At 72.1% G+C, this 17,528-nt stretch carries 19 protein-coding genes; 13 read left to right on the forward strand and 6 right to left on the reverse strand.

The features are described from left to right. Positions 1–1,847: PAS domain S-box protein (locus tag VED21_RS03140; protein ID WP_324880851.1), on the forward strand; the 1,847-nt coding region annotated here is incomplete at its 5' end. A 24-nt stretch (positions 1,848–1,871) separates the two neighbouring features. Next, complete coding sequence (locus tag VED21_RS03145) at positions 1,872–2,213, forward strand: transposase (RefSeq protein WP_324880852.1); 342 nt, start codon at positions 1,872–1,874, stop codon at positions 2,211–2,213. A 485-nt stretch (positions 2,214–2,698) separates the two neighbouring features. On the opposite strand, the gene VED21_RS03150 is transcribed toward VED21_RS03145, so the two are convergent. Genes VED21_RS03150 through VED21_RS03165 form a run of 4 tightly spaced genes read right to left on the reverse strand, consistent with a single transcriptional unit; the run spans position 2,699 to position 4,072 of the window. After that, complete coding sequence (locus tag VED21_RS03150) at positions 2,699–3,127, reverse strand: CopD family protein (RefSeq protein ID WP_324880853.1); 429 nt, start codon at positions 3,125–3,127, stop codon at positions 2,699–2,701. Positions 3,128–3,137: 10 nt separating this feature from the next. Further along, positions 3,138–3,473: a DUF3817 domain-containing protein gene (locus VED21_RS03155; RefSeq protein WP_324880854.1), complete on the reverse strand. Its 336-nt coding sequence runs from the start codon at positions 3,471–3,473 to the stop codon at positions 3,138–3,140. Next, positions 3,470–3,733 carry a hypothetical protein gene (locus tag VED21_RS03160; protein WP_324880856.1) on the reverse strand — a complete coding sequence of 88 codons (264 nt, stop codon included), beginning with the start codon at positions 3,731–3,733 and terminating at the stop codon, positions 3,470–3,472. The genes VED21_RS03155 and VED21_RS03160 overlap by 4 nt, the downstream gene beginning before the upstream one ends. 12 nt (positions 3,734–3,745) lie before the next feature. Beyond that, positions 3,746–4,072: a winged helix-turn-helix domain-containing protein gene (locus VED21_RS03165; protein WP_324880857.1), complete on the reverse strand. Its 327-nt coding sequence runs from the start codon at positions 4,070–4,072 to the stop codon at positions 3,746–3,748. A gap of 253 nt (positions 4,073–4,325) precedes the next feature. Between VED21_RS03165 and VED21_RS03170 the strand changes: the two genes are divergently transcribed. Then, the gene (locus VED21_RS03170; RefSeq protein ID WP_324880858.1) at positions 4,326–4,850 is read left to right on the forward strand and encodes a hypothetical protein; all 525 of its coding nucleotides are present in this window, start codon (positions 4,326–4,328) and stop codon (positions 4,848–4,850) included. Positions 4,851–4,860: 10 nt separating this feature from the next. Here VED21_RS03170 and VED21_RS03175 read toward each other — a convergent pair whose 3' ends face one another. Further along, positions 4,861–5,703, reverse strand: coding sequence for an ABC transporter permease (locus VED21_RS03175; protein WP_324880859.1), 843 nt, complete (start codon positions 5,701–5,703; stop codon positions 4,861–4,863). Positions 5,704–5,732: 29 nt separating this feature from the next. Continuing rightward, the gene (locus VED21_RS03180) at positions 5,733–6,716 is read right to left on the reverse strand and encodes an ABC transporter substrate-binding protein (RefSeq protein WP_324880860.1); all 984 of its coding nucleotides are present in this window, start codon (positions 6,714–6,716) and stop codon (positions 5,733–5,735) included. Positions 6,717–7,066: 350 nt separating this feature from the next. On the opposite strand from VED21_RS03180, the gene VED21_RS03185 reads away from it, so the two are divergent. The 10 genes from VED21_RS03185 to VED21_RS03230 all read left to right on the forward strand — a co-directional run bounded on the left by VED21_RS03185 (position 7,067) and on the right by VED21_RS03230 (position 17,504). Continuing rightward, entirely contained in the window at positions 7,067–9,064 is a 1,998-nt protein-coding gene (locus VED21_RS03185; RefSeq protein WP_324880861.1) for an NTP transferase domain-containing protein, read from the forward strand. Then, positions 9,061–10,083 (forward strand): hypothetical protein, encoded by a 1,023-nt coding sequence (locus tag VED21_RS03190; protein ID WP_324880862.1) that lies wholly within the window; start codon positions 9,061–9,063, stop codon positions 10,081–10,083. The genes VED21_RS03185 and VED21_RS03190 overlap by 4 nt, the downstream gene beginning before the upstream one ends. Beyond that, positions 10,080–10,970, forward strand: a complete 891-nt coding sequence (locus VED21_RS03195; RefSeq protein ID WP_324880863.1) for a LicD family protein — start codon at positions 10,080–10,082, stop codon at positions 10,968–10,970. The genes VED21_RS03190 and VED21_RS03195 overlap by 4 nt, the downstream gene beginning before the upstream one ends. Before the next feature lie 212 nt (positions 10,971–11,182). Continuing rightward, the gene (locus VED21_RS03200) at positions 11,183–12,400 is read left to right on the forward strand and encodes an ABC transporter substrate-binding protein (protein WP_324880864.1); all 1,218 of its coding nucleotides are present in this window, start codon (positions 11,183–11,185) and stop codon (positions 12,398–12,400) included. A gap of 45 nt (positions 12,401–12,445) precedes the next feature. After that, positions 12,446–13,195, forward strand: coding sequence for an SDR family NAD(P)-dependent oxidoreductase (locus VED21_RS03205; RefSeq protein WP_324880865.1), 750 nt, complete (start codon positions 12,446–12,448; stop codon positions 13,193–13,195). Positions 13,196–13,199: 4 nt separating this feature from the next. Continuing rightward, the gene (locus VED21_RS03210; protein WP_324880866.1) at positions 13,200–14,102 is read left to right on the forward strand and encodes an NAD(P)-dependent oxidoreductase; all 903 of its coding nucleotides are present in this window, start codon (positions 13,200–13,202) and stop codon (positions 14,100–14,102) included. Then, positions 14,102–15,013, forward strand: coding sequence for a branched-chain amino acid ABC transporter permease (locus VED21_RS03215; RefSeq protein ID WP_324880867.1), 912 nt, complete (start codon positions 14,102–14,104; stop codon positions 15,011–15,013). The genes VED21_RS03210 and VED21_RS03215 overlap by 1 nt, the downstream gene beginning before the upstream one ends. After that, the gene (locus VED21_RS03220) at positions 15,006–16,004 is read left to right on the forward strand and encodes a branched-chain amino acid ABC transporter permease (RefSeq protein ID WP_324880868.1); all 999 of its coding nucleotides are present in this window, start codon (positions 15,006–15,008) and stop codon (positions 16,002–16,004) included. The genes VED21_RS03215 and VED21_RS03220 overlap by 8 nt, the downstream gene beginning before the upstream one ends. Further along, on the forward strand, positions 16,001–16,771 hold the full coding sequence (locus tag VED21_RS03225; protein WP_324880869.1) for an ABC transporter ATP-binding protein: 771 nt from the start codon (positions 16,001–16,003) through the stop codon (positions 16,769–16,771). The genes VED21_RS03220 and VED21_RS03225 overlap by 4 nt, the downstream gene beginning before the upstream one ends. Then, a complete protein-coding gene (locus VED21_RS03230) occupies positions 16,764–17,504 on the forward strand; it encodes an ABC transporter ATP-binding protein (RefSeq protein ID WP_324880870.1) in 741 nt (246 codons plus the stop codon). Before VED21_RS03225 ends, VED21_RS03230 begins: the two co-directional genes overlap by 8 nt. Positions 17,505–17,528 lie beyond the last annotated feature (24 nt).

Genomic DNA, 17,528 nt, shown 5'->3' on the forward strand with positions numbered 1-17,528 from the left:
CGGGAACGGGCATGACGGCGGGCACCCTGCCGGGGAGCGACGACGCGACGCGCGCGATCCTCGACAGCATGACCGAGGGCGTCGTCAGCATCGGCACCGACGGCCGCATTGTCGCCTTCAACCCGGCCGCGTCCGCCATCCTGGGCATCCCGGCCGACGACGCGCTGGGCATGCCGTTCGGCGCGGTGATGCTGGAGGTGCCGGGCAGCGACGCGTTCGTCGACGCCGTGCTGGACGTGCTGCAGGCCGCCGACGAGGAGGCGGAGCGCCGCAACGAGGTGCCCTTCACGCGGCCAGACGGCAGCACCGCCACTTTGTCGGTGGAGACCAGCGCGCTGTTCGACACGGCCGCCGGCCGCCGTCGCCGCCAGGGCATCGTCTGCCTGTTCACCGACGTGACCGAGCTGGTGGCGCTGCGCGAGGCCGAGCGCGAGGCGGCGCACCGGCTGGAGGAGCAGCACCGCAAGCTGGCCACCGCCTACCGCGACCTGGAACGCAGCAAGGAGGAGGCGCAGGCCTCCACCCGCCGGGCCCGCACGTGGCGCCTCGCCGTCGCCGGGTCGGTGCTGGCGCTGTTCGCCGTGGCCGGCGGTGTCGCGTGGCAGTCCGGGGAGTTCCACCCCACCGCCACCCCCATGCCGATGCCCGACTCCATGGGGGGCGGGATGGGCGGCATGAGCGTCACCGTGCAGCCGCGGCCGGCCCGCAAGACGGTGGAGCTGATGGGCGCCATCGAGCCGGGCAGCATGGTCACCGTGGTGGCGCCGTTCGGCGGCGTGCTGAAGGAAAAGCACTTCGAGTACGGCCAGCGGGTGGCCGCCGGCACCGTGCTGGGCATCGTCGAGCCGGGCGAGCTGCAGACCCAGCACCGCGACGCCCAGGCCGCCGTCATCAAGGCGCAGGAGCGCGTCAAGGAGCTGACCAACTGGGAACGCGGCGCCGATGTGGCGCGCGCCCGGCGCAGCCTGCAGCGGGCCGAGCAGCAGTACCAGTCCGCCCGCCAGAAGGCGGGGGAGACCAAGCAGCTCCTCGACCTGGGCGTGGTCGCCCGGCAGGACTACCAGATGCAGCTGGACCAGGAGCGCGACGCCCGCGCGCAGGTCGACGGGGCGCGCGACGAGATGGACAGCGTGCTGGCCAAGGGCAACCCCGGCCAGGTGCGCGTCGCCCAGTTCGAACTGGACAACGCCCGCTTCAAGCTGGGCGAGATCGAGCGCAAGCTGCAGGGCGCCACCATCCGCGCGCCGGTGGACGGCATCGTCATCCGCCCGCCGCAGAGCGGCCCGTCCGGCGGTGCCGGCGGATCGGGCGGTTCCGGCGGCGCGACGTCGCAGCGCGACGTCGACGTCGGCATGAAGCTGAACGAGGGCGAGGCGCTGTTCGCCGTGGGCGCGCTGGACAAGCTGCGGGTCGTCGCCTCGCTGCTGGAGATCGACATCAACCGGGTGCGCCCGGACATGGCGGCCAACGTGACCGGCGAGGCGTTCCCCGGCGTGACGCTTCCGGGGCGCATCGCCGCCATCGCCAACCAGGCGGTGAAGGGGCAGGGCGCCTCGCCGCTGCCGTCCTTCCCGGTGACCGTGCTGGTCGAAACGGTGGACCCGGCGGCGGCGCGCGCCGTGCGCCTGGGCATGACCGCGCGGGTCGAGGTCATCGTCTACGACAACCCCAACGCGCTGCTGCTGCCGCCGATGCTGCTGACGCCCGGTCCGCAGGGCTACGCCGTCAAGCGCCGCAACCCCGCCACCCAGGCGGTCGAGACCGTCCCCGTGACGCTGGGCGAGCGGTTGCCGGAGGGCGTGGAGATCCGCTCGGGCCTCCAGTCCGGCGATGTGGTGGTGCCGTAGAACCGGCGCGGGAGGAACGGGCCGGTGGTGGCGGTCACGCTGGCCGCCCGCCTGCCGGAACTCGGCCGCATCGCGGGGCCGGAGGTCGCCGCTCTGGTCGGGGTGGCGCCGTTCGATCACGACAGCGGCCAGTCGCGCGGGCAGTGCCACATCGCCGGCGGCCGGGCCGACGTCCGGCGCGCGCTCAACATGGCCGCCGAGGCCGCCGCCACACACTGGCAGGGCAGCCTCGCCGCCTATTGCCGGTGCCTGTGCGCGCAGGGCATGGCGCTCAAGCTGGTGTTGATCGCCTGCGCGCGCAAGCTGCTCGTGCGCCTCAACGTCATGCTGGCCAAGGGCGGCACCTGGGAGGACCAGCCCGCCTGACAGCGCCGACGGTCGGCGCCCGCCGCCGACCGCATGCCAAGTTCACTCCCGAAAACTCAAAAAGACGGTTGCTCTCCCCCGGCTCTCGCCGGATCTTCGATCCGGCTGACGCGACAGGCGGGTCCTTTGGACCCGCTGAGAGCGGGAAAGGGGTCGGGGAGAGGGGGATTTTTAGCCACAGATGGACACAGATGAAGGCCGATCAGCCATCCATCAGCGGCGCTGCGCGAGCATCTGAGGAAATCTGTGTGCATCTGTGGCACCCGACGGCCGGCCGATGAGCGGCCTGCCGGGGAAGGTGCCGTCCCCCTCTCCCCAACCCCTCTCCCACGAGGGGAGAGGGGCTATACGGCAACCCCAGGTCCTGCCCTGGCCGGCAACAGGCGACGGGCTGAAGGCCTCTTTCCCCTTCATGGGGGCTATGAACTGCATGAGGCCGTCTCCCGGTCGGCAGCCGCTGAGTTGGGCCCGCAGCAAACCGATTCTCAGAACGGCTTGACGACCACGAGAACAACGACTGCGAAAATGGCGGCGGCGATCCCGATCGGCGCATGGCGCAGGATCGCGGGTGGAGAGGATTCGTCGGCGCGCACGAGCCGGCGCAGCGTGCCCGAAAGCACGCCGTGCAAGGCGGACAGCAGGACGACGAACGCCAGCTTCACCATCAGCCAGGGCGCGGTGAACCAGCCGCCCTGGAGCGCAAGCATCAGACCGAGAGCCCAGGCGAGCAGCATCGCCGGGGTGGTCGCGCGGCGGTCCCAACGCCGCATCGCGTTCAAAATGGCGGATCGGCCGGCCGCTTCGTCCGCGGCTTTCGATCCGGCAGCGGTGATCGTCACCGCGACGGCCAGCATCCCACCGATCCAGGTTGCGACGGCGGCGATGTGGAGCGCCTTCAGCCAGAGATAGTCCATTGCCCGCTTCTCACGCGGTAGCGGCCAGCGCCGCCTGCCGTCGCGCCAGGGCGCGCTCGTTCAGGAAGGCGCCGAACGGAATGAAGGCCGCCATCACCAGGCGAAATGTCTCGGCGCGCGACCAGCCGCCACCGGAGACGGTCTGGAGCAGCATCCAGACGTACAGGAGGAAGGCCAGGCCATGGACCGGGCCCATGATCGCCGTGGCGACGGGCAGGCCTGCCAGATGCTTCAGCGGCACGGCGACAAGGACGAGAAGCAGCAGGGTGCTGCCCTCCAGCAGAGAGACGACCCGCATCCGGCGCAGGTGGCGCTGCTCTTCGGCGACGTCCTGGGGCGTCATCATCCGACATCCTTCAGGATTTTCTCGACGCTCGCCAAGCGGGCGTTGATATCGGCGACGCTGCCCTGCAGCGAGGACAAGGCCGCCGCACTCTCCGCCTGCGCCTTGGCCGCTTTCTCGGCCAGATCGCGGTAGGCGTCCTCGCTCGTGATCCTCAGCCGCGCCTGACGGGCGGCGGAGAAATATTTCATGGCGAAGATCAACAGAATGGTCACGAGCACGAGGATCGTGACGAGCAGGAAGATGGTGGCCCTGTCAGCCATGGCGGTGTCCTTTCAATCGTCGGATTTTGCGGGGGGGTCGCTCAGCGAGCGTGCCGCCGCTGCGATCGCCTGCGGCGTCAGGGCGATGTCGAAGGGTGCGACTTCGAAATAGTTGAGCGCTTTGCCGTCGCTCGACAGCTCAAGCCGGCTCGTCACCAAGCCGGCCTCTTCGAGCTTGCGCAGGTGAAGGTGGAGGAGCGGGCGGCTGATGCCGATCTCGCGCGCGAGCTGGCTGACATAGGTGCGCCCCTGGAGGGTCAGCGCCGCGACGATCCGCAGGCGGTGCGGATTGGCGAGCGCCGACATCATTCCCAGCAATCGATCGCCGTCGCTCTGCAAGCGTGTCCTCCTCCCGACCCGTCAGGTTTCTCTTACACATGAAAAGCCGACCTTGTCAATCGAGCCCGGCATATATGAGAAGAACATGTTTGATGGAGCGGCGGAGGCTCCCCTTGCGGAGCCGGCGCTTGCCCGGCCGAGCCCGAAGTCTCGAAACCGGCGCGTCGTCCATGTTAGGTTGCGGGGCTCGCTCGGGCACGGAGGCAAGGCTATGGCGGGAAGCACGGGTAACGCAGGCGGGAGCCTGTGGAGGATGGCGATGTGGGGCGCCGCGGCGTTCCTGCTGCTGCTGCCCCTGGCCGCGATGCGGTTCACCAACGGCGTGAACTGGGGGGCGGGCGATTTCATGGCCTTCGGCGCGCTGCTGACCGTCGCGTGCGGCACCTGCGAGCTGGCGGCGCGGATGACGGGCAACCGCGCCTACCGGACCGCCGTCGGCGTCGCGGTCGCGGCGGCGTTCATCCTCGTCTGGATGAACCTTGCCGTCGGCATCATCGGGGCCGAGGACAACCCCGCCAACCTGATGTTCGGCGGCGTGCTGGCCGTCGGCATCGCCGGTGCGGTCATCGCGCGCTTCCGGCCGCACGGAATGTCCCGCGCGCTGGCCGCGACGGCGCTCGCCCAGGTGCTGGCCGCGGTGATCGCGCTGATGGCGGGATGGGGCTCCGCTGGGGCGAACTGGCCGGGGGACATCGTGGTCCTCACCGGGTCCTTCGCCGCGCTGTGGGGCGGATCGGCGCTGCTGTTCCGCAAGGCGGCGTTTGACATGAGCCGCTGACGGCCGCCCTTCAGCGCTTCACGCCCCAGGGGCGGGCGGCGTCGCGCCAGCGGTCGAACTCGGCGCGGACGGGGTGGACCAGCGCGTGTTCGACCAGGATCAGGCCGGCCACGGCGATCAGCACCCAGGCCAGCGCCTCCGCCACGTCCAGGTTGGCGCGGGCGGCGGCCAGCGCGCCGCCGATGCCGCCGGTGTTGGCCAGCAGTTCCGCCATCACCGCCACCTTGAAGGCGGAGCCCAGCGCCACCGTCAGCGCCGGGAACAGGAAGGCGGCGATGTGGCGGAAGCCCAGCGTGGTCAGGCGCGCCAGCGGCCCGGCGCCGAAGGCGCGGGCCATGTCGTCCAGGCCGCGGTCGCGGGTGACGGCCCCCTCGGCCACGCCGATGAACACGACGGGCACGGCCGCGACGACGACGGTGGTGACGACGGTGCCGTCCGTGGAGCCGAACCAGATCATGGCGAGCACGATCCAGGCGATCGGCGGCACGCCGATGAGCACGGTGAGGATGGGGCGGGCGAGGCGCATGGTGGCCGGCGAATAGCCGGCGGCGATGCCCCCGGCCGTGCCCACGAGGCCGGCCAGGACGAACCCTTCGACGGCGCGCAGGGTGGTCGTCCCGGCCAGGATCCAGGAGGCCGGGTTGCCGGCGATGGTCCAGCCGGCGGCGAGCGTCTCCAGCGGGGCCGGCAGGATGAAGGCGCCGAAGCGCTCGTGCCCCGCCTGCCAGAGCGCGGCGAACAGGGCGAGCCCGGCCACGCCGGCCCACCCCGCCCACAGGAACTGCCCGAACCGGCCCAGCCGGTCGAGGATCGCCTTGCCCATGCCCACGCCCATGCCCCTGCCCCTGCCCATGCCCGCCCCTTCGGCCCGGAGGTGTCGGTTCAGAGATAGAAGCCGGCGGCGGGCAGCGCGCCGCCGATGATCTTCGGGTCGGCCTCCGCCACCGCGCGGAACACCGCCTCCAGCGCGGGGCGCGCGTCGCGGGCGCGGACGGCCACGAGGTTCGAATGCGCGATCGCCCGCTCGATGACCGGCGCCGGCAGGCCAAGCGGGGTGGCCGCGTCGCCCGCGGCGCGGGCGGGATCGGCGTTCACCGCCGCCGTCGCCTGGACCAGGGCGGCGTGCAGCGCCTCGACCGCCGGGGCGTTCGCCTCCAGGAAGGCGGTGGTGACCCCCAGGCCGGCCTGCGGCAGGACGGGGGCGAGGCCGGTGGCGTCGCTCCATGCCTTCTGGATGTCGACGACGCGCGACACGGGCCTGTCGGACTGGGCGGTCCGCAGGATCGCGGCGGTCGCCGTCGGTTCCGGCAGCAGCGCGGCGTCGGCACGCCCCATCATGAGGAGCTGCACCGCCTCCATCGGCGTGCCGGTGAACTGCAGCGTCATGTCGGCGTCGGGCACGAGTCGCGCCGCCGTCAGCAGGCGGCGGAACAGCACCTCGGTGGTGTCGTTGCGAAAGGGCACGGCGACGGTGCGGCCCTTCAGCGCGCCGATGGCGGTGAGCGACGCGTCGGCCGACACGAGGTACAGCAGCCCGTTGGTCATCACGTTGACCAGACGGACGCCGAGCCCCTTGTTGAACAGTGCGGCGGCGGACTGGGTGGGCAGCACGAACGCCTGCATGGTGCCGGAGGTGAGGCCGGCGCGCAGCTCGTCCGGGGTGCGCCACGCCTTGAAGACGACGCTGTCGGCGACGGAGCGCAGCGCGCCGGAGGCGATGGCGTGGGCCAGCGTGATCGACGGCCCGGCCGGCGGCCCCCACAGCACCAGTTCCGGCAGGGGATTCGCCACGGCGGTGCGGAAGGCCGGGACGATCGCGGCGGTGGTGGCGCCGGCAAGGATGGCGCGGCGGGTGATGCGGAGCATGGGCGGTCCTGCGGGGCTGGGATCGGGGGGGCGTTCGGTGAGGGGGCGGGTGTTGCGTTCTGCAACGATAATGCGACGCAATCGCAATCATGCGGCGGGCCGGGCCGGCGGGACTTGACCACGGTCAAGGCCCCGCGCTTTGGCGGGATCCGGATGTGCGGACCGGCGGGAGCGGGCGGGGCGGGGTGCCCACCTGAACATACATCGATATTCTTGCGCTCGGCGCGGATTTGGCCGAACAATGCGCCGCGAGCCGCCGGAACCGTCGCGGGGCCGGCACCCCGTCCATCCTGCCTTCTGCCCATCCTGCTTCCCGCCCACCCTGCTTCCCTTTCATCCTGCCGGCGTCCATGCCCCCTTCCCATGTCATCGTGCTTGCCGCCGGGTCGGGGCGCAGATTCGGGGGCGAGGGGCACAAGGCCCTGGCGCCGCTGCTGTTCGGGCTGGGCACCCTGCCCCTGCTGCTGCGGCAATTGCGGCGGATCGGGTCCGGCCGCGGGGCCTGCATCGGCCGGGTCTGCGTCGTCACCGGGCACCGGGCCGACCTGCTGGACCCGGTGATCCGGCGGCACCTGCCCACCGCCGTCCGCGCGCACAACGCCGATTACGGCCGCACCGGCGTGCTGCACAGCATCGCCACGGCCATGGCCCTGCCGGAACTGGCGGACGGCGGCGGGGCCTGGGTGCTGTTCGCCGACAGCGTCTACCACCCGCAGGTCCTGGCGCGGCTGCTGTCCACGGCGCGCGACGCCGCCGCCGTGGCGGCCCTGCCCTGGGATGCCGGCGCCGACCACCCCGTCGGCCTGCGCCCGCACCCCGGCGACGGAACTCCCGGCGACGGAACCCCCTGCGACGGAACCCGTATCGCGGCCATCGGTCCCGCCCTGGCGGACGCGCCGCTGATGATGGCGCCCGCCGTCCATTGGCCGTCCGCCCTCTGGCCCGCCGTGCGGCAGGCGGCGGCACGCGGGGTGGGCGCGCAATGGGAGGTGCTGCGCGACCTGCTGTCCGGTCCCGATGCGCCGGTGGTGACGGCCCTGCCGCTGGCGGTGGGGGAGGTGGGCGACGTCGACACCCCGGCGGACCTGGACGCCATGCGCGCGCGGCTGCTGGGCGCGGGCACGCTGGATTACTTCCGGGAGAACCTGTGCAAGGACCGGCGCAGCCTGTCGCAGCCCGACACGCTGCGCGACGGGCATTTCATCAAGACCTGCGCCAACGCGGCGGAGGCGGCGCACGAGTTCGCCGTGCTCGACTGGCTGCACCGGCAGCCGGGGGAGGAACTGGCCCCGGCACCGCAGCGCGTGGACGGGCCGCATCTGGCGCTTCAGCATGTGCCCGGCATCCGGCTGTTCGACCTGCTGCGGCTGCTGCGTCAGGTGGAGGCCGCCACCCCGGCCCTCGCCCGGTCGGCCGAGGCGGCGGCGGTCACGCTGCTCGCCCGCTGCCTGGACCGGCTGGGGCGCATGCAGCGGGCGCTGGCGGCGTGGCCGGGGGCGTCCGCGCTGCCGCCCTATCCGCTGGACAGCCACGTGCGCGACCTCCTCGCCACGTTGCTGCACCTCTTGCGGCTGCCGCCCCTGACGGCGGCGGCCCTGCGGGAACTGGACGATGTCCGGGCCCTGTGGGATGCGGGGGACGCCTGCGTCCCCTTCCGCGACGCCACGCCCAAGAACATCCTGGTGTCGGTGCCCGACCTTGCCCCCCGCCGCCGGCGGCGGCCGGGGGAGCGGCTGGCGACCGTCGCGGAATGGCTGCGGCGGCCGGACGCGGCGGAGCACGTGCGGCTGGTCGATTACGACTTCACCTCGACCCGGCACCGGACGGCGCCCGAGGATGACCTGATCAGCCTTCTGGGCCATGCCGCCTGCCGGACGACGTCCGCCCGGCTGCTGGCGCGGTCGGCGCCTCAGCTGTCCGGCGGGGCATTTGGCGGCGCGCCGTCCTGGCTGGACTGGCTGCGCCCGGGGGCGCCGGCCGGCCCGTCGGGCATCCACGCCGAGCCGGAACGGGCGGCGCGGGCGCTGCTGGTGCGCTATCTGCGCTTCGGCGGGCGCAAGCTGATCTACCGGATCGTCAACCCCGGCGGCTATGCCGTGCGCTTCGGCCATGACGATCCCGCGCCGTACTTTCGCGACCTGCCCGCCGACCTTCCGGCGCTGGACCCCGGCTTCGCCCGGCGCTGGCCGGCGTTGATGGAGGTTCTGGCGGGGCTGGCGGCGGCGGTCGACCACCTGCCGCCGTGGGATCCGCGCGAGATGGCGCAGGACGCCTATCTGGCCGCCCTGCGCCGCCCGGTGGCCTATTGGCGGGAAAGCCCGCTGGAGTTGATGGACATTCCCGCGTGACGCCGGCCGCCATCAGCCTGTGCGACCTGAGCGCGGACCAGCGGGACGCCCTGGCCGCCACGCTGTCGCGGCTGACCACGCCCGATCCGGCCCCACCCGCCCCGCCTTCGCCGGAGGAGGGGGGCGGCACCGCCGCCCTGGTGTCGGCCATCACGGCCCGCCCCTGGCGGCGCAGCGCCGTGGACGCGGCCACGGCGGACGACATCGGGCGCAAGGTGGCCGACGCCGTGGCGGCGGGCCGGCCGCTGGAGTTCAGCGTGCCGTTCGGCGGCTACAAGGGCTGGCGTCTGGCCGCCTTTCCGCACGCCGACTGGGCGGAACTGTTCTGGATCGACTATCTGCGCCGCTACGCCGAACGGCTGGCCGCCCTGCACGCGCCGGGGGTCGTCATCACGCTGACCTGCCTGCGCGGCGTGCTGGGCTGGGTGAACAATCTGCGCCTGGCCGACCAGGACGCCTATCTGGCCGGCCTGTCGGAACTGCTGCGCCTGCGTTCCGGCCCGCGCGTGACCTTGCGTTGCCTGGACCTGACGGAGCCGTGCGGCGGGCCGGCGGCCACGCTCGCCCTGCTGGCCGCGCGCGAGGCGGCAGCCCCCGCGCCCACCCCGGCACAGCTGGCCAGCGCCGGCCGCAACCTCGTCCGCCGGGGCGGGGAACGGGACCTGAGCGGCGCGGACTGGCCGGCCGCGGTGGAGACGGCGGCGCGCCGCTGCGCGGTGATGGAGGGGCTGGAGGCCCGCCGCGCCTTCAACAAGTTCGGCCCCCGCATCCAGATCACCCACATCAGGGGCGCCGGCCTGTCCCTGCACCTGGGCAGCTGCCGCAGCGCCGTGGCCCAGCCCTGGGTCTCCACGGGATACCTGGAATGGCGGGCGGCGGAGGGCGTCTGGCTGGAACGGCTGACGGGCGGCGCCGGCCCGCCGCCGGGGGCGCGCGCCCTGGCCGTGGCGCACCCGCTGGCCGGCATCTCGCCCGCGCTCGCCACCCTGCCGCTGGTCGCGGGGCCGGCCCTGCCATGAGCCGTGACGCGGTCCCGGCCCTGACGCTCGACGCCGCGCAGCTGCGGGCGCTGCACGCCGTGCAGCTGCGCATGCTGCTGGACTTCGACCGGGTCTGCAGATCCCTGGGCCTGCGCTACCAGCTGGCGGCCGGCACGCTGCTGGGCGCCGTGCGCCACGGGGGCTTCATCCCCTGGGACGACGACGTGGACGTCGCCATGCCGCGCGCCGACTACCGCCGGCTGCTGGCCGAGGCGCCGGCCCTGCTGGGACCCGACTGCTTCCTGCAGCACTGGCGCAGCGACCCGGCCTTCCGCCGGGCCTACGCCAAGCTGCGCCGCAACGGCAGCACGTTCCGGGAGGCGGCTTGCGCGGACCATCCCTCGCACCAGGGCATCTTCATCGACATCTTTCCCTTCGACACGGTGGCGCCCGACCGCTGGTGGGGGTGGGTGCATCTGGTGGCCGCCCGGCTGGCGACGATGGCCGGCGCGCTGTTCAACCATCCCAGGCGCGGACGGCTTGCGCCGGACCGGCCCCTCTGGCAGCGCCTTGCCGCCCGCCCGGCCTGTCTGATGGGCGTCCTGCTTCCCTTCCGCTGGCGCGCCCGGCTGTACGAGGCGTGGGTCGGCCTGCTGGACAGCACGGACGCCCGCCATATGGCATGTCTGGTCGCCATGCCGCATGACCGGAAACGGGCCCGCAGGCTGATCCGGCCGGCCGCGGAATTCCTTGAAACGGTGCCGATGCCGTTCGAAGGCCACCTGTTCCCCGTGCCGGCGGCCCACGACGCCACCCTGTCGCGGCTCTATGGCGATTACCGGCGCCTGCCCCCGCGCGACCGGCAAGCCCCCTCCCACCGGATCGTGGCCTTCGCCCTGCCGGAAGGGGAGGGTAGCTCCGAATAATGCATTGTCCATCGTGGCTGGACAATGCGGCGAGTGGGTTTTTCGCGGGGCAACACTTACGAAAGCCCTAGGGCGCAAGTTTTTTGGCGTTTCCGAACTGCAGGCCGCGCAAGCCAGCAGATGCATAATGCATTTTTTATTGACGCCCGGCCGATGGTCGCCTACCCTCTCAGAAAAAGAGCTGTTTGGAAAAGCTAGGGAGGAACGAGACCATGCCGAGTCTGAAGACTCTCGCGGCAGCCGCCGGGCTGCTGGCGCTTGCCGCCGCCGCACCCGCGCAGGCGCAGAACACCGGGAACAAGAACATCGGGATCGATGAAGCGAAGAAGGTGGTCACCGTCGGCGCCTTCACGCCGGTCACCGGGCCGGTGCCGTTCTACGCCATCCTGACCCACGCCGCGGACGCCTATTTCAAGCACGTCAACGAGAACGGCGGCATCGAAGGCTGGACCGTGAAGTACGTGACGCAGGACGACGGCTACGAGCCGGCCCGCTCCGCGTCGGTGACCCGCCAGATGGTGGAGCGGGAGGGGATCTTCGCGCTCGCCGCCTCGGTCGGTACGGCCACCAACACCGCCGTCCTGCCCTATGCCCGGGAGGTCGGGCTGCCCGTCGTCGGGCCGATCGGCGGCGCCTCGGCCTTCTACGTCGATCCGAACGTCTTCCCGCTGCTGCCGGACTACGGCTGGTCGGCGGCGATGAACGTCGACTACGCCGTCAACGACCTGAAGCTGAAGAAGATCGCGCTCCTCTGGGAGAACGACGAGCTGGGCAAGTCCGGCAAGCGCGGCTTCGACCTCTATATGAAGCACGTCGGGCTGGAACCGGTGGAATCGGTGCCCTTCGACGTGAAGACCACCAGCTTCGCCCCGCACATCCGCCGCGTCGCCAACGCCGGGGCGGAGGCGGTCGTGCTGTTCGGCTCCAACGCCAACCTGGCGGCGGCGCTGAAGGCGGCCGACCAAGCCGGGGTGAGCGCCAAGTGGTTCGCGCCCTTCTTCACCGCCGACCCCTCCACCTTCAAGCTGGCGGGCGACCTGCTGAACGGGGTCTACTTCTCCTCCTGGCTGATGCCGGTGACGAGCGGGGAGCCGTCGGTGGCGGCCTACCGCGCGGCCGTGAAGAAGCACTACCCGAACGACGCGCAGGGCGTGTTCGGCCTGAACGGCTGGAGCAACGCCGCCGTGTTCGGCGAAGGCTTCCGCGCGCTGTTGAAGAGCGGCAAGCCGCTGACCCGCGAGAATCTGGTCAAGGCGCTGGAAACGCTGGACGGCGTCACCGTCGGCGGCGCCAAGGGCGTGAGCTTCAGGGCCGGCGACCATCGCGGCACCCGCCAGGAAGGCATCATCCAGGCGCAGAACGGCCAGTTCGTGCTGGTGCGCGACTTCCGGCCCTACCCGGACGTGGTCTTCAACGCCAAGGCCGAGTGACCCCGGCCCGGAATTCCCCGCTGCACGCCATCGAGGGGCAAAGACATGAATCATGTTCATCTGAGCGGGCCGCCGTGCCTGGAGGGGCAGGTCGCCCTGGTCACCGGCGCGGCCGGCGGCATCGGGCGGGCCACGACGCTGGCCCTGGCCGCGGCCGGTGCCCGCGTGGTCGCCACCGACATCCAGGAAACGGCCGCCTTCGACCACGAGCGGGTGGAGTACCGGCCGCTGGACGTGACCGACCGCGCCGCCGTCGCGCGGACGGTGGGCGGCGTGGTGGACGCGCTGGGGCGCATCGACATCCTGATCCTGTGCGCCGGCACCATCTCGCACCGCCCGCTGGCCGAATCCACGGACGAGGAATGGATGTCCATCCTGAACGTCAACCTGATGGGCGTGGTACACCCCGTGCGCGAGGTCATGCCGGTGATGGAGCGCCAGGGCTACGGCAAGATGGTGGCGCTGGGCTCCATCGCCGCGAAGATCGGCGGCGTCGCCTCGGGCCCTTCCTACGTGGCGGCGAAGTCGGCGGTGCACGGGCTGATGAAGTGGGTTGCCAAGGCGGGGGCGGCCAAGGGCGTCTACGCCAGCATCGTGGCGCCGGGGCCGGTGGAGACCCCGATGTGGGAGACGGTCACGCAGCGCGCCGCACCCTCGGCCAACGGCAACGTCCCGCTCGGCCGCTTCGGGCAGCCCGACGACATCGCCCAGGCCATCCTGTTCCTCGCCTCCCCGCAGTCGAACTGGATCACCGGGACCGTGCTCGACGTCAACGGCGGCATGCTGATGGACTGATGCCATGACCAGCGAAGGGACGACCGAAACGATCGGATTCATTGGATTGGGCGTCATGGGCGGCCCGATGTGCCGCAACGTGGCCCGCAAGCATCCCGGCCGCCTGCTGGCGCAGGACCTGTCGGCCGAGGCGCTGGCGGCACTGGCGGACACCCGGGCGGAACCGGCGAGCGTGGATGCCATCGCCGCCGCCGCGGACGTCGTCTGCCTGTCGCTGCCCGGCGGGCCGCAGGTGGAGGCGGTGTGCGAGCGGCTGGTCGCGGCGGGGCTGCGCGCCGGGTCGGTGGTGGTGGACCTGTCCACCACCCCGGTCGCGACCGCGCGCGCCGTGGCGGCACGGCTGGCCGAACGCGGCGTCGATTTCGCCGACGCCCCGGTCGCCCGCACGCGCGAGGCGGCACAGCGCGGCGAACTGGCCATCATGGTCGGCGCCGCCCCCGCCGTCTTCGCCCGGATCGAACCCATCCTGGCCTATATGGCGACCGACATCACGCACGGCGGCGACGTCGGCGCGGGGCAGGTGCTGAAGCTGGTCAACAACATGCTGGTCTTCGAGCATGTGGTGGCGCTGGCGGAGATGATGGTCCTGGCCGAGCGGGCCGGGGTCGCGCCGAAGACGATGCTGGAAGCGGTGTCCAAGGGCTCCGGCGACAGCTTCGTCCTGCGCAACCACGGCATGAAGGCGATGCTGCCGCGCGCCTTCCCCGAACGCGCCTTCCCGCCCGAATACGTGCTGAAGGACATCGGCTACGTCTTCCAGCTGGCCGGGGAGACCGGCGTGCCGATCAAGGCGGCGGAGACGGCGCGGCGGTACTATGAACTGGCGGTGGAGCACGGCCTGGGCGGGCAGTACTTCCCGGGCGTGATCCGGCTGGTGGAACGGGGCGTCCTGGGGGAGGAGCGCTGATGTCCGCATCCTCCGCCGTTCTCGCCGTGCTGTCCGACCTGTTCCCGCTGGTCTGGGCGGGCCTCATCACCGGGTGCCTGTACGCGCTGGGCGCCATGGGGCTGGTGATGATCTTCAAATGTTCGAAGGTCGTGAACTTCTCGCACGGCAACGTCGCCGGGCTGGCGGCCTTCCTGGTCTACGGCCTGTCCAGCGGGGTTCTGCTGAACCTGTCCTGGGGGGCGGCGGTCGGGGTGACGCTGGTCGCCATCGTGGCGGTCGCCGTCCTCACCTACACCCTGATCGCACCGCTGGTGTTCGCGTCGGACCTGACCGCCACCATCGCCACGCTGGGCATCGGGCTGATCGCGCAAGGCGCCACGCTGCTGGTCTTCGGCGCCGACATCGTGGCGCTGGACCTGCCGGTGCCGGACTTCCGCGCCACGGTGCTGGGGCTGCGGATCACCGGCTACGACCTGACGGTGCTGGCGGTGGCGGTGGCCACCATCGGCGCGCTGTTCTTCGTCATCGACCACACGAAGCTGGGCGTCGCCTTCCGCGCCATGTCCGACAACCCCTTCGCGGCGGAGGTCTGCGGCCTCAGCCTGAAGGCGGTGCACGTCTTCGCCTGGACGGTGGCGGCGGTGCTGGGCGTGGTGGGGGCGCTGCTGATCGTGCCCACCACCTTCCTCAGCGTCACGACGGTCGCCGTGTTCATGCTGCAGGCCTTCGCCGCGGCGGTGGTCGGCGGCTTCACCAGCCTGCCGGGGGCGCTGGTCGGCGGCGTGCTGATCGGCGTGCTGATGAACGTCTTCACCTATTACGTCTCGCCGCAGTTCAGCAGCACCTTCCTGCTGGCGGTCATCCTGGTGGCGCTGAACATCTTCCCCAACGGCGTGCTCGCCGCGGCCGGTGGAGGGTCCCGTGTCTGAAATCGCCGGCCTGCCGCATGTGGACCGCAGGGCGCCGGGCGACGTTCTGCGGCTAGCCGCCGGTCCGGCGGGGAGCGTGGCGCTGGCGGCGGTGCTGCTGGCGCTGCCGCTGCTGGTGGCGCCGTCCTGGCTGTTCACCCTGGGCATCGCCTTCGCCAACAGCCTGGGCGTGCTGTCGGTCAGCGTCCTGGTCCGCTATGGCGGCGAGGTGTCCATCGGACACAGCGTCTTCGCGGCGGCCGGCGCCTACACGGTGGCGATCCTGGAAAAGCATTACGGCGTGTCGCTGTGGATCAGCCTGCCGCTGGCCGTGACGGTGGGGGTGCTGCTGGGCATCGCCTTTGCGTGGCCGTCGCGGCGGCTGTCGGGGATCTATCTGGCGGTGACGACCATGGCGCTGGCCCTGGCGTTGCCGGAGGTCATCGACGCCGGCGACGCCTGGACCGGCGGCTACGAGGGGCTCTATGTGGCGCAGGCGGTCGTGCCCTTGGCACCGGTCGGGCTGCAGCGCTATTACGTGGCGTTGCTGCTGCTGTTCGCCGGGGTCTACGCGCTGGCCCGGCTGCGGGAATCGCGGCAGGGGATGGCGCTGCTGCTGGCGCGCAGCCACCCGGCCGCGGCCGACGCCTTCGGCACCCGCCGGGCGTGGGCGCGCATCGCGGCGATGGCGATCAGCACGGGCCTTGCCGCCGCGGCCGGCGCCTCCATGGCCTACGCCAGCGCCACCGTGTCGCCCAGTGGCTTCACGCTGTGGTCCGCCGTCTTCCTGCTGGTGGGGTCGGTGGTCAGCTTCTACGGGCTGACGCTGGGGCGGGCGCTGGTCGGCGGCGCGTTCCTGACGCTGGTGCCGCAGGTCCTGGCCGGCTCCGGCGCGTGGATCCCGGTGTTCTACGGCTGCGCGCTGCTGGCGGTGATCCTGGTGGGCCACTTTGCGCCGAAGATCCGTGGCTGGATCGAGAGCCGGCGCGGCGAAGGGAGGAGCGTGCCATGAGCGCCGCTGCTTTGACCGCGCGCAACATCGATCTGTCCTTCGGCGGGATCCGGGTGCTGCGCAACCTCGACCTGGAGTTCCGCCCCGGCGAGATCACCGGCCTGATCGGCCCGAACGGGGCGGGCAAGACCAGCCTGTTCAACTGCCTGACCGGCGCCTACCGGCCGCAGCAGGGCGCCATCGCGCTGGGCGGCCGGTCGCTGAGCGGCCTGCCCCCGGCGGCGCGGGCGGCGCACGGGGTGGTGCGCAGCTTCCAGACGGTGGCGCTGTGCCCGGACCTGACGGTGGTCGAGAACGTCATGATGGGGCTGGCGCGCAACCATCGCGCCGGCTGGCTGAACGCCTTCCTGCCGCTGCCGCGCGGCCGGCGGGAGCGGGCCGCCATGCGCACGGCGGCCCTGGCGGCGCTGGCCGAATTCGGGCTGGCGGACGCGGCCGACCGGTCGCCCGCGCAGCTGCCGCCCGGCAACCAGCGGCTGGTGGAGATCGCCCGCGCCATCGTCGGCCGGCCCACCGTCCTGCTGCTGGACGAGCCGGCGGCCGGGCTCAACAACTCCGAAACGCGCGACCTGACGCGGGCCCTGCAGAGGCTGGCCTCGCCCGACCTCGTCATGGTGGTGGTGGAGCATGACATGGACCTCGTCATGACGCTGTGCGACCGCATCTACGTGCTGAACTTCGGGGAGTTCGTCGCCTGCGGCACGCCCCGCGACGTGCGCGAAAACCCGGACGTGGTGCGGATCTACCTGGGGAGCGACGATGACTGACCTGCTCGCCGTCCGTGACCTGTCGGTCTTCTACGGTGCGCGCGCCCAGGCGGTGGAGCGCGTCTCCTTCACCGTGGCACCGCGCGCGGTGGTGGCGCTGCTGGGCGCCAACGGGGCCGGCAAAAGCTCGATCATGAAGGCGCTGGCCGGGCTGATCCCCGCCAGGGGGGAGATCCTGTTCGAAGGCGCGCCGGTCGGCGCCCTGACCACCCGCCAGCGGGTCGCGCGCGGCATCGTCTACGTGCCGGAGGGGCGCGCCATCGTCGGCAGCCTGACGGTGCGCGAGAACCTCGTGCTGGGCGGCTACCAAGCGACGGCTGTGCAGCGGCGGGAGCGGATGGCGATGGTGCTCGACCTGTTCCCGGAGATCGCACCCCGGGTGGACGGCGCCGCCTGGAAGCTGAGCGGCGGCGAGCAGCAGATGCTGGCCATCGGACGCGGCCTGATGGCGGGGCCGAAGCTGCTGCTGCTGGACGAGCCGTCGCTGGGCCTGGCGCCTTTGCTGGTGCGGCGGGTGTTCGACCGGCTGGCCGGCATCCGCCGCGACGGCGAGCTGGCGATCGTCCTGGTCGAGCAGAACCTGCAGATGACCATGCGGCTGGCCGACGGCGTGCATTTCCTGCGCTCCGGTCGGCTGGTCGGCCACCGGCACCGGGACGATTTGCAGACCCGTGCCGCGCGGCAGGAGGTCATCGACGCCTATCTGGGGGCGGCGGGCCAGCACGCGGCGTGATGTCGGGAAACAAAGACAAAAGGG

Source organism: Azospirillum sp., assembly GCF_035627195.1.
In the GTDB taxonomy this organism is placed as follows: Bacteria; Pseudomonadota; Alphaproteobacteria; order Azospirillales; family Azospirillaceae; genus Azospirillum.